We start from the raw sequence: 13,834 nt of genomic DNA on the forward strand, positions 1-13,834 counted from the left end.
GGACAGGGATACGCGCCCCGAACCCGGGCAGCGGGCGGAACAGGAACGCCGGACCTCCACCTCGGCGGACCCCTCCGCCAGGCCGGCGGGCCAGGAACGCGGAACAGGCGCCCGAGGCCAGCGGCCAGGAAACGGCGCCCCGCACGCAAGGAGAACCGCTCAGGCCGCCGCAGCCAACCCGCAACGCAGCACGATCTCATCCAGCGAAAGCCCCAGCACAGAAGCCACCGCCGCCACAGTGAACAACGCCGGCGTCGGCGCCCGCCCCGTCTCGATCTTGCGGAGCGTCTCCGCGGAGAGCCCCGCCTCGGCCGCCACCGAGACCATGCTCCGCGGCCCCCGCGCATCCCGCAGCAGCTGCCCGAGCCGCTCACCACGCTCACGCTCTTCTGGGGTCAAGGGAGTGCGAACCATGCGGCCATCGTACGACGCCCATTTAAATACCGGTATAGTAATTGGCATGGTGGAACTCAAGACGGAACAATCGATCGACGCGATGCGCGAGGCGGGCCGCATCGTGGCGCAGGCACTGACCGCGGCCCGCGAGGCCGCCGCCGTCGGCGTCTCGCTGCTCGACCTGGACGCGGCCGCGCACACCGTGCTCCGCGAGGCCGGCGCCTCGTCCCCCTTCCTCGGCTACCGCCCGCACTTCGCCCCGGTCCCCTTCCCCGCCGTCCTGTGCACCTCGGTCAACGACGCGATCGTGCACGGCGTCCCGCACCCGTACCGGCTGCGCGACGGCGACCTGGTCTCCCTCGACTTCGGCGCCGAGCTAGGCGGCTGGGTCGGCGACTCGGCGGTCAGCTTCACCGTCGGCACCCCGCGCCCCGAGGACGTACGCCTCATCGAGACGGCGGAGCGCGCCCTGGAGGCGGGCATCGCGGCGGCGGTCGCCGGCAACCGCATCGGCGACATCGCCCACGCCATCGGCACCGTCTGCCGCCAGGCGGGGTACGGCATCCCCGAGGGCTTCGGCGGCCACGGCATCGGACGCCGCATGCACGAGGACCCGGGCGTGCCGAACGAGGGCCGCCCCGGCCGCGGCATGCCGCTGCGCCCCGGCATGGTCCTGGCCATCGAGCCGATGGTGATCGCGGGCGGCGGCGACGGCTACCACCAGGCGCCGGACGGCTGGACGCTGCGTACGAACGACGGGAGCCGGGCGGCCCACGCCGAGCACACCGTCGCGATCACGGAGGACGGTCCCAGGATCCTCACGGCACTGTGACACCTCGGGGACACTCCCCCGTATAGATCATTCGTACGATGCGCCGGTGACACCAGAGATCATCGATTACGGGCAGTTCGCGGAACGGCTGAGGCGCCATCAGCAGGGTCGGCCCCGCTGGGAGTTGCTGGACGCCGTCCAGCGCGAGTGGGGGTACGAGGACCCGGGCGGCGAGCCAGGGCACTCCCGGTGGGGCGGCGAGAACCAGAAACACGGCATCGACTGGACGCTTCCCGTCCCCCAGGCCCTCAACGAGTGGTGGGACTCCCCGCTCAACTCCTTCGCCTTCAACCCGCGCCTGTACTGGGTCCACACCCAGTGGCCGCCGAAGATCTCCGAGCTCGAAGTCGGCCCGGGGAGCGGGCTTCTGGGCACTGAAGGCGGTGATCGTTGTGTCTGTGTGTTCATGTCCGAGTACCACTACAGCCACGAGTGGGGCTATCTCGCCGCCGAGGCCGAGCTGCCCGACCCCCGCGTCGTCGTGAGCCTCCGCGGCGAGTGGGTCGTGCAGAGCCGGTCGCTGTCGGAGTTCCTGACGCAGCTGGCCTTCGAGCGGATGCCCGCGCACTACGGCTGGACGCTGCGGGTGCGCCGCACCACCGTCGACGCCGACCCGGAGATCGTCCGGCGCCTCGCGGCCTCGTACCGCGAACTGGGCCTGCTGCCCTGGCAGGAGAGCGGCACCGACGCGCTGTCGTACGGCGCTCCCGACGCGGTCATACGGCATGGGCGCGGGCCCGGCGCCGACTTCCGCATCGTCATCAACGCCCGGACCCGCCAGGCCCTGATCGACGTCGCCGAGACCCTCGGCGTCGACTGGTCCGGCGACAAGGCGATCGGTCCGCCCAGCCAGGTGCCCGCGCCCCTGGAGGAGCTCGGGCCGGTCGCGCTGAGCGAGGGCGACGCCGACACCCGTGGACGCTGGACCGTGCTCTCCCGCGGCCCCGGCGCGCCGCCCGAGGTGCCCGGCGCCGCCGCCACGCTCGTGCAGCCGTCCGCCACCGTCAGCGCTGTCGCCGCCGACCAGGACGGGACGACCCTCGCGGCGGGCGACACGGACGGCCACGTCCACGTCCTGGAGACCGACGACGAGGACCCCGAGACCATCAGCCTGGCACTGCACCGCGCCCCGGTGTCCGCGCTCGCCTGCCTGAAGCTGGACAGCGGCAGGCGCCTCGTACTCAGTGGCGATGAGAACGGCGTGATCCGTTACTGGAGCACCCGCCGCAAGCCCCTGCGCGCCCCCTTCGCCCGCCGCCGCACGCCGGTGCGTGCGCTGGCCGCCGCCCAATTGGAGACCGGCCCCGCGCTCGCCGCCGCCTGGGCCGACGGCCTGGTCCGGCTCTGGGACCTCACGTCCGACGCGGTGGCCGGACTGCGCCTCGGCACCGGCGTCACCGCCCTCGGCCTCGGCGCGGACGGCACGCTGCGCGTCACCGACGCCGACGGCACCTCCGTACTCCGTCTCGACCCGGCGAAGCTCTGGCCGCACCGCGATCTGCGACTGCGCCTGGACAGCGTCGACTGGGGGTCCCTGTGGACCTCCCGCGGGCCCGGCCGCATGATCCCCGACCTGATCGGCAAGGTCGCGTCGGACGACAAGAAGACCGCCATGGACGCGGTCCACGACCTCTACCGCCTCCTCGTCTCCAAGGAGGCCTCCTCGACCGCGGCGGTCCCCGCCATCCCGTTCCTCGTCGAGCTGATGACGGACCCGGACAACCTCTCGCGCAGCACACTGCTGCTGCTCATCGCCGACCTCGCCGACGTCCGTCAGGCCCGCGGCGGACGCGGTGACGCCCAGCTCGCCGCGGTCCGCGAGGCGCTGCCCGTCCTGCGGTACCTGCACGACGAACCGGAGTCGCCGATCCGCTGGGCGGCCAACGAGCTGGAGCGGAACTGCGCGGCCTCGCCCGCCTCGTAGCGACGCGCGCGGCAGGGGGCCTCAACCGGCGTACGAGGCCCCCTGAGCGCGACCGCTCAGCTCAGTCAGCGCAGCGGATCAGTCGGTGGGACGCACCACCATCGCCGAGCCGCCGCCCCTGCGCTCCTTCTCCGCCGCCGCGAGCCACTTGCCGCCCGGCAGCCGCTGCACGCCCGTCGCCGCGCCGATCTCCGGGTTCCGCTTGAACGAGTGCCCGATCGACTCCAGGGAGGTGCGCAGCCCGCTGTCCCACAGGCCCGGTTCCAGCTCGGTCTGCGCGGCGTTGCGCTGGCTGGCGCGCGGCGCGGCGATCGCGTCGACCAGGGGCAGGCCGCGGTCGACGAAGCCCGTCAGGGTTTGCAGGACGGTCGTGATGATGGTCGCGCCGCCCGGCGAACCGAGCGCCACCACCGGCTTGCCGTGCTTGAGCACGATCGTCGGCGAGATCGAGGAGCGCGGGCGCTTGCCCGGGCCCGGCAGGTTCGGGTCGTGCACCGCGGGGTTGGCGGGCGCGAAGGAGAAGTCCGTCAGTTCGTTGTTGAGCAGGAAGCCGCGGCCGGGCACGGTGATGCCGCTGCCGCCCGTCGACTCGATGGTGAGGGTGTAGGCGACGACGTTGCCCCACTTGTCGGCGGCCGTGAGGTGCGTGGTGTTCTCACCCTCGTACGTCGTGCGGGCCGCCTTGTCCGCCGTCCCGCACGCCGTGGGGCGGCGCGGGTCGCCGGGCGCGAGCGGGCTCTTGAGCACCGCGTCGTCCTTGATCAGGCACTCCCTGCTGTCCGCGAACCGCTGCGAGAGGAGTTCCTTCGCGGGTACGTCCTCGAAGGCGGGGTCGCCCACCCAGCGGCCCCGGTCGGCGAACGCGATGCGGCTGGCCTCGATGAAGCGGTGCAGGTACTTCTTCTTGGAGGCCTTCGACAGGTCTGTGCGCTCCAGGATGTTGAGCGCCTCGCCGACGGTGGTGCCGCCGGACGACGAGGGCGCCATGGAGTAGACGTCGAGCCCGCGGTAGGTGGTCCTCGTGGGCTTCTGCCGCTTCACGCCGTAGGACGCGAGGTCCTTGAGGGAGAGGTCGCCGGGCCGGACCTCGCGGCCTGACGCCGGGTCGACGGGCGGCTTGTTCACGGTGCGTACGAAGTCCTTGGCGAGCTTTCCGTGGTAGAGCGCGTCGACGCCCTTGCGGCCCAGCTCCTCGTACGTACGAGCCAGATCGGGGTTCTTGAACGTGGAGCCGACGACCGGGAGCTTCCCGCCCGGCAGGAACAGCTTCGCCGAGGCGGGGAAGTCCCTGAACCGCTTCTCGTTCGACTCGGTCTGGGAGCGGAAGGTCGCGTCGACCGTGAATCCGTCGCGCGCCAGGCGCTCGGCGGGCTTCAGGAGCGTGCCGAGGCGCTTGCTGCCCCAGGCGTCGAGCGCCGACTGCCAGGTGGCGGGCGTGCCGGGGGTGCCGACGCCGAGGCCGCTGGTGACGGCGTCCGCGAAGGGGATCGGCTTGCCGTTCTCCAGGAAGAGCCCGGAGTCGGCGGTGCGCGGGGCGGTCTCGCGGCCGTCGATGGTGCTGACCTTGCGCGTCTTGGCGTCGTAGTGGACGAAGTACCCGCCGCCGCCGACGCCCGCGGAGTACGGCTCGGTGACGCCGAGCGCGGCGGCGGTGGCGACGGCCGCGTCCACGGCGTTGCCGCCCTTGCGCAGGACCTCGATGCCGGCGGCCGAGGCGTCGGGGTCGACACTGGCCACCGCCCCGCCGTACCCGACGGCGACCGGCACCTTCTCGGGGCCGGTCGGGGTTCGTTCCGCCGAGTGCGTGGGAGAGGGGGGCGCGGCGGCCCCGACCGACACCAGGACCCCTCCGACCGCCAAGAGCGTCAGATTACGTACGGCACCGCGACGCATTCGTACCTCCAGTCAACAACCGTCCGCGCAGCGTAACTTCGCGGCCGCGTCTACGTAAGGACCGCCTCGAACACTGCGCCGAAAGGCGGCTAGCATGCGCCCCCATGACGGAAGACGTGCGCAATCTCGTCCTCGGCCTGAGCGCGGTCGGCATAGCCGTCGTCCTCGGGTGGCTCGCGCGCGGCGCCCTGTGGAAGCGCAGGCTCCGCCGCAAGCAGGCCTTCTTCGGACTGCCCGACAACTCCGAGTCGCTGCTCGTCGTCAACCGCGACGCGGGCGGCGGCGAGCTGATGGTCGTACGCCACGACGTGTCCGCCCTCCTCGAACTCGCCGCGGTCATCAAGGACTGCGGGGCGCACACCCAGGTCGTCGCGCACGACGCGGCCCAGCAGAGCTTCGGCGAGCGCACCGAGTTCTGCGTCGGCAACCCGGTGGCGCACCGCCGCCTGGCGGCGCACATGCACTCGCTGCTGCCGGGCGTGCGGGTGAACACCGAGCCGGAGCCGGTCCCCGACCGGGGCGCGTTCCAGATCGGCGCCGAGCGCTACCGCATGGAGGCGGGCCTGACGGAGTACGTGATCCTCGCGCGGCTCACCGCCGACCAGGGCCAGGACGCCAGGCCCGTCTTCCTCTTCTGCGGCCAGCGCGCGGTCACCAGCCAGGCGGCCACCCGCTATCTCGCCCGCCACCACGAGAAGCTCGCGCGCAAGCACGGCGGCAACTCCTTCGTGCTGCTGCTGAAGGTCGTCAATTCGCAGGCGTACGGGCCGGACGTCGTCGAGCTTGTCGGGGAGGTGACGCGGGCCGCCCAGACGCCGCTCCCCACGCCGTCGCCCCGCGCCTCTCATCGCGCGAAGTGACCGCCCCCGCACAGGGAGCTCCCTTACCGGGGGCCTTCTGTGACCTAGCGGTCATTTTCGGCACATCAGGCAACCCGTCGGCCTCGTATGCCCTCTCTCCGTGCAGTCCACATTCGCACGGAGGTACGTTTCCTTGTCCCCGCAGAGCTCTTCGAGCCGCCGACGCCCCCTTCGCACCCACCACGCGGCGACCGCGGGGGTCGCGGTCCTTGCCGCCGCCCTCACCGCCTGCTCGGGCGGCGACAGCGGCTCCTCCGGCGCCGACAAGGCCGCCGAGAAGCCGAAGATCTCGGTGAACCTCAAGGGGCAGCAGGCGAAGGCGGGCGGCCCGGTCACGGTGAAGCTGGCCGACGGCAAGCTGAAGCAGGTCACCGTCGCCGACGACAAGGGCACGAAGCTGCCCGGCAAGGTCTCGGCGAACGGCACCACCTGGACGTCGCAGCGCGTGGCGGCCCCCGGCACCGCGTACAAGGTCGACGCGGTCAGCGACGAGGGCGGCAGCGCGAAGGCCTCCTTCAAGACGGCCGCGCCCGCCCAGGTCAACAAGGTGACGCTGGCCCCGGGCAAGGGCACCACCGTCGGCATCGCCCAGCCCCTCTCGATCACCTTCGACCACCCGGTGCGGAACAAGGCCGAGGTCGAGAAGCAGCTCAAGGTGACGACCTCGAACGACACCACGGGCTCCTGGGGCTGGATCAAGAACCACGACGGCAAGGACCGCGTCGACTGGCGGCCCAAGGAGTACTGGAAGTCCGGCACCAAGGTGAAGCTGGACGCCCGGCTCAACGGCGTCGACTCCGGCGGCGACGACTGGTTCGTCCGGGACTACGCGACCCGTTTCACCGTCGGCAAGAGCCAGGTCGTCAAGGTGAACCTGGACAGCAAGACGGCAACGCTGGTGCGGGACGGCAAGGCGGTCAAATCGCTCCCGATGTCCGCCGGCACCCCCGGCGGCGAGAAGGCCTCCTGGGGCGGCACCTCGGTCCTGATGTCGAAGGAGGGCACGATCAACATGCGCTCCGAGACGGTCGGCCTCACCGGCAGCAACAGCTACGACAAGATGGTCGACTACTCGATGCGGCTGACCTGGTCGGGCATGTACGCGCACGCCGCCCCCTGGAACGCCTCGTACTTCGGCAACACCAACCACAGCTCGGGCTGCGTCGGCATGAGCACCGGCGACGCGGGCTGGCTCTACGGCCAGGTCCAGATCGGCGACCCCTTCGAGGTCACCGGCAGCGGCTCGAAGGGCGTACCGGAGCCGGGCAACGGCTACGGCGAGTGGAACGTCGACTGGTCCGACTGGCAGACCAAGAGCGCGCTGAAGTAACCGTGCCCCCCTCAACGATCGTTACCGGGGCGTAACTTACCGATGGGTTACCCCCAGTAAGGGAACGCGGTTACCGTCGGGTCACTTTGCACTTTCAACGAGTGAGGAAGTGATCCGTGAGAGCTCCGCACCCCCACCGGGCCCTGCGTACGACCGCCGTGGGCGCCGTCTCCGCGACCCTCGTCGCGGGCACCGCCCTCGGTCTCGCCCCGACGGCGCAGGCGGCCCCGGCCGCCGCGCCCCGGGCGGCGAGCGCCGCCGACGTACGCTTCGTCGACATCCCCGGCGACGGCGGCACCATCCTCAAGGCCAATGTCTTCACCCCGAAGGACGCGAAGGCCGGGGCCCGCTACCCCTCGATCGTGCTGCCCACCAGCTGGGCCATGCCCCAGATCGAGTACGTCGCGCAGGCCCAGAAGCTCGCCGACTCCGGCTATGTGGTGGTCAGTTACAACTCGCGCGGCTTCTGGCAGTCCGGCGGCGAGATAGAGACCGCGGGGCCCAAGGACATCGCCGACGCCTCCAAGGTCATCGACTGGACGCTGGCGAACACCCCGGCCGACCCGTCGAAGGTCGGCATGGCGGGCGTCTCGTACGGCGCGGGCATCAGCCTGCTCGCCGCCGGGCACGACAAGCGGATCAAGGCGGTCGCCGCGCTGAGCGGCTGGGCCGACCTGATCGACTCGATCTACAGCGGGCGCACCCAGCACGTGCAGGCCGCCGCCCTGCTCGGCGGCGCGGGCGCGCTCACGGGCCGCCCCGGCCCCGAACTCCAGCAGACGCTCAAGGACTTCCTCGGGTCCAACCTGGACAAGGAGGCCGAGATGATCGCGTGGGGCGCCAAGCGCTCCCCCGTGACCCACCTCGACCAGATCAACGACAACGGCGCGGCCATCATGCTCGGCAACGCCTGGGGCGACACCCTCTTCCCGCCCAACCAGTACGCGGAGTTCTACGAGCGGCTGACCGGCCCCAAGCGCCTGGAGTTCCGCCCCGGCGACCACGCGACGGCAGAGGCCACCGGCCTGCTCGGGCTGCCGAACGACACCTGGACCTCGACCCGGCGCTGGTTCGACCGCTACCTCAAGGGCGAGGACAACGGCATCGACAAGGAGCAGCCGGTCCAGCTCAAGTCCCGCTCCACGGGCGGCTACGAGGGCTACCCGGACTGGAAGTCGGTCGGCCCGACGCGCAAGAAGATCGCGATGGCGGGGACCACCACGATCCGTACGAACGTCGACTCGGGCGCCAACGGCGGCATCGCCATCCTCTCCAACGCCCTCGACCAGTTCCTGAAGATCCCGCCGACGGCGTCGGTGCCGCTGCTCCCGCGCCGCTACACGGGCGTATGGCAGTCGGAGAAGTACGAGACGCCCCAGCGGGTGCGCGGCACCACGAAGCTGCACACCACGCTCACCAGCACCAAGGAGAGCGGCACCCTCGTCGCGTACCTCTACGACGTGGGCCCGCTCGGCCTCGGCAAGCTGGTCAGCAATGCGCCGTACACCTTCCACGGCAAGACGCCCGGCAAGCCCTTCGGCGTGGACCTGGAGCTGTTCTCCACGGCCTACGACGTACCGGCAGGACACAAGCTCGCCCTGGTCGTCGACACGGTCGACCCGCTCTACATCGAGCACAACCCGTCCGGCGCGCAGCTGACCTTCTCCTCACCGGAGGCGGACCCGTCGTACGTGTCCGTTCCCCTGCGCGAGCAGTGATCTCCGGCTGCTGCCGGGGCGGGCATGGCCCTACGAGCTACTGCACACCCGGCAGCAGCGTCCCTGGTTCGGCCGGCGCGACTTCCGCGGCCTCCGTCTTGGGATTGCGCCGCTGACGCTTGGACACCCACTGGGCGAACCACGACAGCAACATGCACATCCCGATGTAGATCGGTGAGATCACCATGACCACGGGGATGAACGGCAAATCGTAGTCGAGATTCGACGCGATCAGCTTCCCGGCGTGGAGGAACTCCTCGTAGGTGATCAGAAAACCCAGCGAGGTGTCCTTGAGGGCCACCACCAACTGGCTGATGATGGCGGGCAGCATGGCGCGCAGGGCCTGGGGCACGAGGACGTAGCTCATGACCTGGGTCTTGCGCATGCCGAGCGCGTAGGCGGCCTCCTTCTGGCCGCGTTCCATGGAGTTGACGCCGGAGCGGAAGACCTCGGCGAGCACCGAGCCGTTGTAGAGCGTGAGTCCGGTGACCAGCGCGGGCAGCGGCTGCACCTTCAGCGCCACGAAGACGAAGAAGATCATCACCAGGACGGGCATCGCGCGGAAGAACTCCACGAGGAGCGTGGCCACCCAGCGCACCGGCCGGTGGTCCGAGAGCCGCCCCATGGCGAGCAGCCCGCCGAGCGCGAGTGCGAGGACAGCGGAGATCGCGAAGGCCTTGAGGGTGTTGCCGAGGCCCCGCAGGAGCAGTTCCTGGATGCCCTTGTACTCGAAGGGCGACCACTTGGTGGCGGTGAACTGGTCGGTGTCGAAGAGCAGGTACAGGATCCAGCCGAGCAGGGCGAGCACGACCAGGGTGGAGAGCACCCCGTAGAGCTTGTGCCGCCGGACGGTTCTGGGCCCCGGGATGTCGTAGAGGGCGGTGGAATCGTGGGAGAGGGCTTTCATCGGGCGACTCCCCAGCGCTTTTCGAGGATGTTGAAGACCGCGCTGATGGCGAGGGTGATGATGAGGTAGCCGAGGGCGATCCAGACGAAGGTCCAGATGATGTTGTAGCCCAGCTCGTTGAGCGTCTTGTACGTGCCGAGCAGCTCGGTGACGCTGAAGGCTCCGGCGATCGCGGAGTTCTTGGCGAGCGCGATGAGGTTGGAGCCGACCGGGGCGATGACGGACCGGAAGGCCTGGGGCAGGACCACCATCGACAGGGTCTGCCCGAAGGTCATGCCGAGGCTTCTGGCCGCCTCGCCCTGTCCCTTGGGCACGGTGTTGATGCCCGACCTGAGCGCCTCGCAGATGAAGGCGGAGGTGTAGCAGCCGAGCGCGAGGACCGCGAACACCTTGAAGGGCAGGACGAGTCCGAAGCGCGGCAGGCCGAGCAGGACGGCGAAGAAGAGCAGCGTGAGCGGGGTGTTGCGCAGGACCGCCACCCACACCGCGCCGAAGGCCCGGAAGGAGCCGACGGGCGCGACGCGGAAGGAGGCCATGAGGAAGCCGAGCACGAGCGCGAGGAGCGAGGCGTAGACGGTGAGTTCGACGGTGCCGAGGAAGCCGTCGCCGAACGTGGAGAAGTTGTCTGTCAGTACGTTCATGACGCCTCCTCAGTTCGCCGGGTAGCGGTCGATGGCGGGTGGCTTGGGCGCCGGCACGCCGGAGAGCCCGAGGGTGGCGTCGTAGGCCTTCTTCCAGTCGCCGTTCTTCTCTCCGGCGGCGAGGGCGTCGTCGATGGCGAGGCGCAGCGCGTTGTCGCGCCGGGGGACCCCGATGCCGTACGGCTCCTCGGAGAACGGCTTGCCGACCACCTTGAGTTCGTCGGGCACCTTGGCCGCGTAGCCGATCAGGATCGCGTCGTCGGTGGTGACGGCGTCGACCTGGTAGGTGAGGAGGTTGTCGACGCAGACGGAGTAGGTGTCGTAGGCGACGAGGGTGGCCTTGGGGTAATCCTGCTGGATGCGCTGGTAGGGGGTGGATCCCGCCGCCGAGCAGACGCGCTTGCCGGCCAGGTCGCCGGGGCCCTTGATGTCGTCCTCGTCGTGGCGTACGAGCAGGCCCTGGCCCGCCAGGTAGTACGGGCCGCCGAAGCCGACGAGCTTCTTGCGGTTGTCGTTGATGGTGTAGGTGCCGACGTAGTAGTCGATCTGCCCGTTCTGCAGGGCGGTTTCGCGGTTGGCCGACGCGATGGTCTTGAACTCGGTCTTCTTGGGGTCGAGACCGAGCGAGGCCGAGATCATCTTGGCGATCTCGATGTCGAAGCCGGAGTAGGTGCCCGTCGCGGGGTCCTTCTCGCCGAGGTAGGGCTGGTCCTCCTTGGCGCCGACGATGAAGCGGCCGCGCTTCTTGGCCTTCCGCCAGGTCGCCGACTGGGGCAGCTGGAAGCCGGCGGCTACCCGGTACTCGGGAAGCTTCTCGGCCGCGGGGCCCTTCGTCGGCGGGCTGCCCTCCTTGCCGCAGGCGGTGGAGACGAGCGCGGACAGGGCGAGCGCCGCCACGAGCCGGGTCGTACGCATGGTGTGTCTCTTCACGAGCGCGTCGCCCCCGTCAGTGCTTGAGGATCTTGGAGAGGAAGTCCCTGGCGCGCTCGCTCTCCGGGTGGGTGAAGAAGTCCTCCGGGGTGCGGTCCTCCACGATGCGGCCGTCGGACATGAAGACGACACGGTTGGCGGCGGAGCGGGCGAAGCCCATCTCGTGGGTGACGACGACCATCGTCATGCCGTCGCGGGCGAGCTGCTGCATGACCTCAAGGACCTCGTTGATCATCTCGGGGTCGAGGGCGGAGGTCGGCTCGTCGAACAGCAGTGCCTTGGGGTCCATCGCAAGCGCGCGGGCGATGGCCACGCGCTGCTGCTGGCCTCCGGAGAGCTGCGCCGGATACTTCTCGGCCTGCGTGGAGAGCCCTACGCGCTCCAGAAGCTCCCGGGAGCGCTGGTCCGCCTCGTCCTTCTTGCGGCCACGGACCTTGGTCTGCGCGAGCGAGACGTTCTGGAGAACGGTCTTGTGCGCGAAGAGGTTGAAGGACTGGAAGACCATGCCGACTTCGGCGCGGAGCCTGGCGAGGGCCTTCCCCTCGTCGGGCAGGGGCTGCCCGTCGAGCCTGATCTCCCCGGACTGGATGGTCTCGAGCCGGTTGATCGTCCGGCAGAGCGTTGACTTGCCCGACCCCGAAGGGCCGATGACCACGACCACCTCCCCCTTGCCGACGGTGAGGTTGATGTCCTGGAGGACATGCAGCTCTCCGTAGTACTTGTTCACATCACGCAGCTCGATCAACGGATCGACGGCCATGGCAAGACCTGCCCACTCTCAGCTGTGTACGTCCGCGCAAACTATCCACGTGGAAACAGGACTTAACGGACGACACGCAAGCGCGGGTATTAACCGTATTTGCGGCAATTCCGGCTATGTCTCGGAGGCCTCGGCGTAGATCTGCGACAGCTCGGGCGCCCCTTGCACCGCCCAGTCGAGCCCCGCCTCGACGACCGGGATGTCCCGTCCGGACTTCAGCCGTACGACGGGACCGCCGCCGGGGTACACGTGCCAGGCGGCGCCCGGCACGGTCCGCACCACGACCGAGCCCAGGTAGAGCCCCGCGTCGTTGCCGAGCCACGGCAGCAGCTCCGGGTCGTCGCGCCAGCGCGGCAGCAGCTGGTCGAGGGCGGTCAAGGACGCCGGGGAGTCGTCCAGTTCGAGCCCGGCGGCGGCCGCCTGGGAGCGCAGCAGCTCGCACTCGGACAGCAGTTCGGCGACGCCGTCCGGGTCCTCCGCGAAGGCGGCCGCGAGACCACGGGCCGGGTCCGTCACGGAGTGCCGCTTGCGCCACTTGTCGAGGAACGGGATGTTCATGATCGGCCTCTCCGTCGCGTGGCGCCGCCGGATGCGCGGCCGGGCGCTGATTCCGTAGTGTCAAAATGTATCTTGCATCAGTTGATCACGGAATCGGCCGAATCACCCCTTCGGACCCCTCTCCCGGCCGGACCCCGCGTGAGTTCGCGCCGTGTTCACGCGAGACTCATTGACGGGCCTCTGACGCCTCCTTAGCTTCATGGCGCATCTGTCTTCACGCGGGAGGGGTCTGTCGTGCGCCGACGTATCCGGGGGGCGGCCGTCGCGCTCGCCCTCTCGACGGGCCTCGTCCCCGTGGCCGCCGCCGAGGTCGCGCCCGCGGCGGCCCCCTACAGAGACCGGCCGCTTCCGCTGGAGCGGCTCTTCGACAACAGGGCGATCAGCGACGACGCCCGCCCCGGCGCCGCGGACTTCGACGGGCAGGGCGGCTCGCTCTCGGCGCGGGATCTGGCGGCCGCGGGCTGGACCCCGGGGCGGTCCCTCGGCGTTGACGGGGCCCGGCTGACCTGGCCGCGCACAGCGCCGGGCGAGCGGGACAACGTACGGGCGAACGGCCAGCCGGTGCGGGTGCGCGGCCGCGGGGACGCCCTCGCGTTCCTGGTCGCGGGGACGGGCGGCGAGGCGAGCGGCACGGGGACGGTGCGCTACCGGGACGGCTCACGTGGCGGCTACCGGCTCACCGCCCCGGACTGGCGTTCGGGCCCGCTCGCCACGAAGGCCGTCGCCCTGCCGCACATCAACACGCCCGGCGGCCAACGCGCCGAGAAGGCACGGCTATACGTGGTGACCGTGCCGCTCGCCCGGGGGCGCGAGGTGGCCTCGGTGGAGCTGCCGCGGGATCCGGGCGCCCCGGACCTGCATGTCTTCGCCCTGTCGGTGCGGGCCCCGGCCAAGGGATGGACGGGCAGTTGGTCGGCGTCGACGGCCGGGTACACGGCGGTCGGACCCTGGAGCGACCGGACCGTGCGACTCGTCGTGCACACCAGCGCGGGCGGGCCCCGGGTGCGCGTCCGGCTCGACAACACCTTCGCGGCGGGCCCGGTGCGGATCGGGGGCGCGAGCGTGGCGGTGCAGGAGGCCGGGGC

General features: G+C 70.6%; 13 protein-coding genes. 6 read left to right on the plus strand and 7 right to left on the minus strand.

Annotation, left to right across the window (positions count from 1 at the left end; genetic code table 11):
• Positions 1–159: 159 nt before the first annotated feature.
• Positions 160–414 (minus strand): helix-turn-helix domain-containing protein, encoded by a 255-nt coding sequence (locus GKQ77_RS15710; RefSeq protein WP_219689390.1) that lies wholly within the window; start codon positions 412–414, stop codon positions 160–162.
• A 46-nt stretch (positions 415–460) separates the two neighbouring features.
• On the opposite strand from GKQ77_RS15710, the gene map reads away from it, so the two are divergent.
• The gene (gene map, locus GKQ77_RS15715) at positions 461–1,228 is read left to right on the plus strand and encodes a type I methionyl aminopeptidase (protein WP_219689400.1); all 768 of its coding nucleotides are present in this window, start codon (positions 461–463) and stop codon (positions 1,226–1,228) included.
• Positions 1,229–1,274: 46 nt separating this feature from the next.
• Positions 1,275–3,152, plus strand: coding sequence for a WD40 repeat domain-containing protein (locus tag GKQ77_RS15720; RefSeq protein ID WP_219689391.1), 1,878 nt, complete (start codon positions 1,275–1,277; stop codon positions 3,150–3,152).
• A 78-nt stretch (positions 3,153–3,230) separates the two neighbouring features.
• Here GKQ77_RS15720 and ggt read toward each other — a convergent pair whose 3' ends face one another.
• Positions 3,231–5,045 carry a gamma-glutamyltransferase gene (gene ggt / locus GKQ77_RS15725; RefSeq protein ID WP_219689392.1) on the minus strand — a complete coding sequence of 605 codons (1,815 nt, stop codon included), beginning with the start codon at positions 5,043–5,045 and terminating at the stop codon, positions 3,231–3,233.
• Between the two features lie 104 nt (positions 5,046–5,149).
• Between ggt and GKQ77_RS15730 the strand changes: the two genes are divergently transcribed.
• The 3 genes from GKQ77_RS15730 (at position 5,150) to GKQ77_RS15740 (ending at position 8,953) form a co-directional block, all read left to right on the plus strand.
• Positions 5,150–5,905: a hypothetical protein gene (locus GKQ77_RS15730; RefSeq protein WP_219689393.1), complete on the plus strand. Its 756-nt coding sequence runs from the start codon at positions 5,150–5,152 to the stop codon at positions 5,903–5,905.
• A gap of 133 nt (positions 5,906–6,038) precedes the next feature.
• Complete coding sequence (locus GKQ77_RS15735) at positions 6,039–7,235, plus strand: L,D-transpeptidase (RefSeq protein ID WP_219689394.1); 1,197 nt, start codon at positions 6,039–6,041, stop codon at positions 7,233–7,235.
• Between the two features lie 116 nt (positions 7,236–7,351).
• On the plus strand, positions 7,352–8,953 hold the full coding sequence (locus tag GKQ77_RS15740) for an alpha/beta fold hydrolase (RefSeq protein WP_308117678.1): 1,602 nt from the start codon (positions 7,352–7,354) through the stop codon (positions 8,951–8,953).
• A 37-nt stretch (positions 8,954–8,990) separates the two neighbouring features.
• On the opposite strand, the gene GKQ77_RS15745 is transcribed toward GKQ77_RS15740, so the two are convergent.
• The 5 genes from GKQ77_RS15745 to GKQ77_RS15765 form a co-directional block, all read right to left on the minus strand.
• Entirely contained in the window at positions 8,991–9,860 is an 870-nt protein-coding gene (locus tag GKQ77_RS15745) for an amino acid ABC transporter permease (RefSeq protein ID WP_219689395.1), read from the minus strand.
• On the minus strand, positions 9,857–10,501 hold the full coding sequence (locus tag GKQ77_RS15750) for an amino acid ABC transporter permease (protein ID WP_219689396.1): 645 nt from the start codon (positions 10,499–10,501) through the stop codon (positions 9,857–9,859). The genes GKQ77_RS15745 and GKQ77_RS15750 overlap by 4 nt, the downstream gene beginning before the upstream one ends.
• Before the next feature lie 9 nt (positions 10,502–10,510).
• Positions 10,511–11,416 carry a glutamate ABC transporter substrate-binding protein gene (locus tag GKQ77_RS15755; RefSeq protein ID WP_219689397.1) on the minus strand — a complete coding sequence of 302 codons (906 nt, stop codon included), beginning with the start codon at positions 11,414–11,416 and terminating at the stop codon, positions 10,511–10,513.
• Positions 11,417–11,447: 31 nt separating this feature from the next.
• Positions 11,448–12,191, minus strand: coding sequence for an amino acid ABC transporter ATP-binding protein (locus GKQ77_RS15760; protein WP_219689398.1), 744 nt, complete (start codon positions 12,189–12,191; stop codon positions 11,448–11,450).
• A 114-nt stretch (positions 12,192–12,305) separates the two neighbouring features.
• Positions 12,306–12,749 (minus strand): DUF6278 family protein, encoded by a 444-nt coding sequence (locus tag GKQ77_RS15765; RefSeq protein WP_219689399.1) that lies wholly within the window; start codon positions 12,747–12,749, stop codon positions 12,306–12,308.
• 234 nt (positions 12,750–12,983) lie between these two features.
• Between GKQ77_RS15765 and GKQ77_RS15770 the strand changes: the two genes are divergently transcribed.
• The coding region (locus tag GKQ77_RS15770) for a beta-sandwich domain-containing protein (protein WP_504739861.1) at positions 12,984–13,834 on the plus strand (851 nt) is incomplete at its 3' end.

The organism is Streptomyces anatolicus, assembly GCF_019400875.1.
Classification (GTDB): domain Bacteria; phylum Actinomycetota; class Actinomycetes; order Streptomycetales; family Streptomycetaceae; genus Streptomyces; species Streptomyces anatolicus.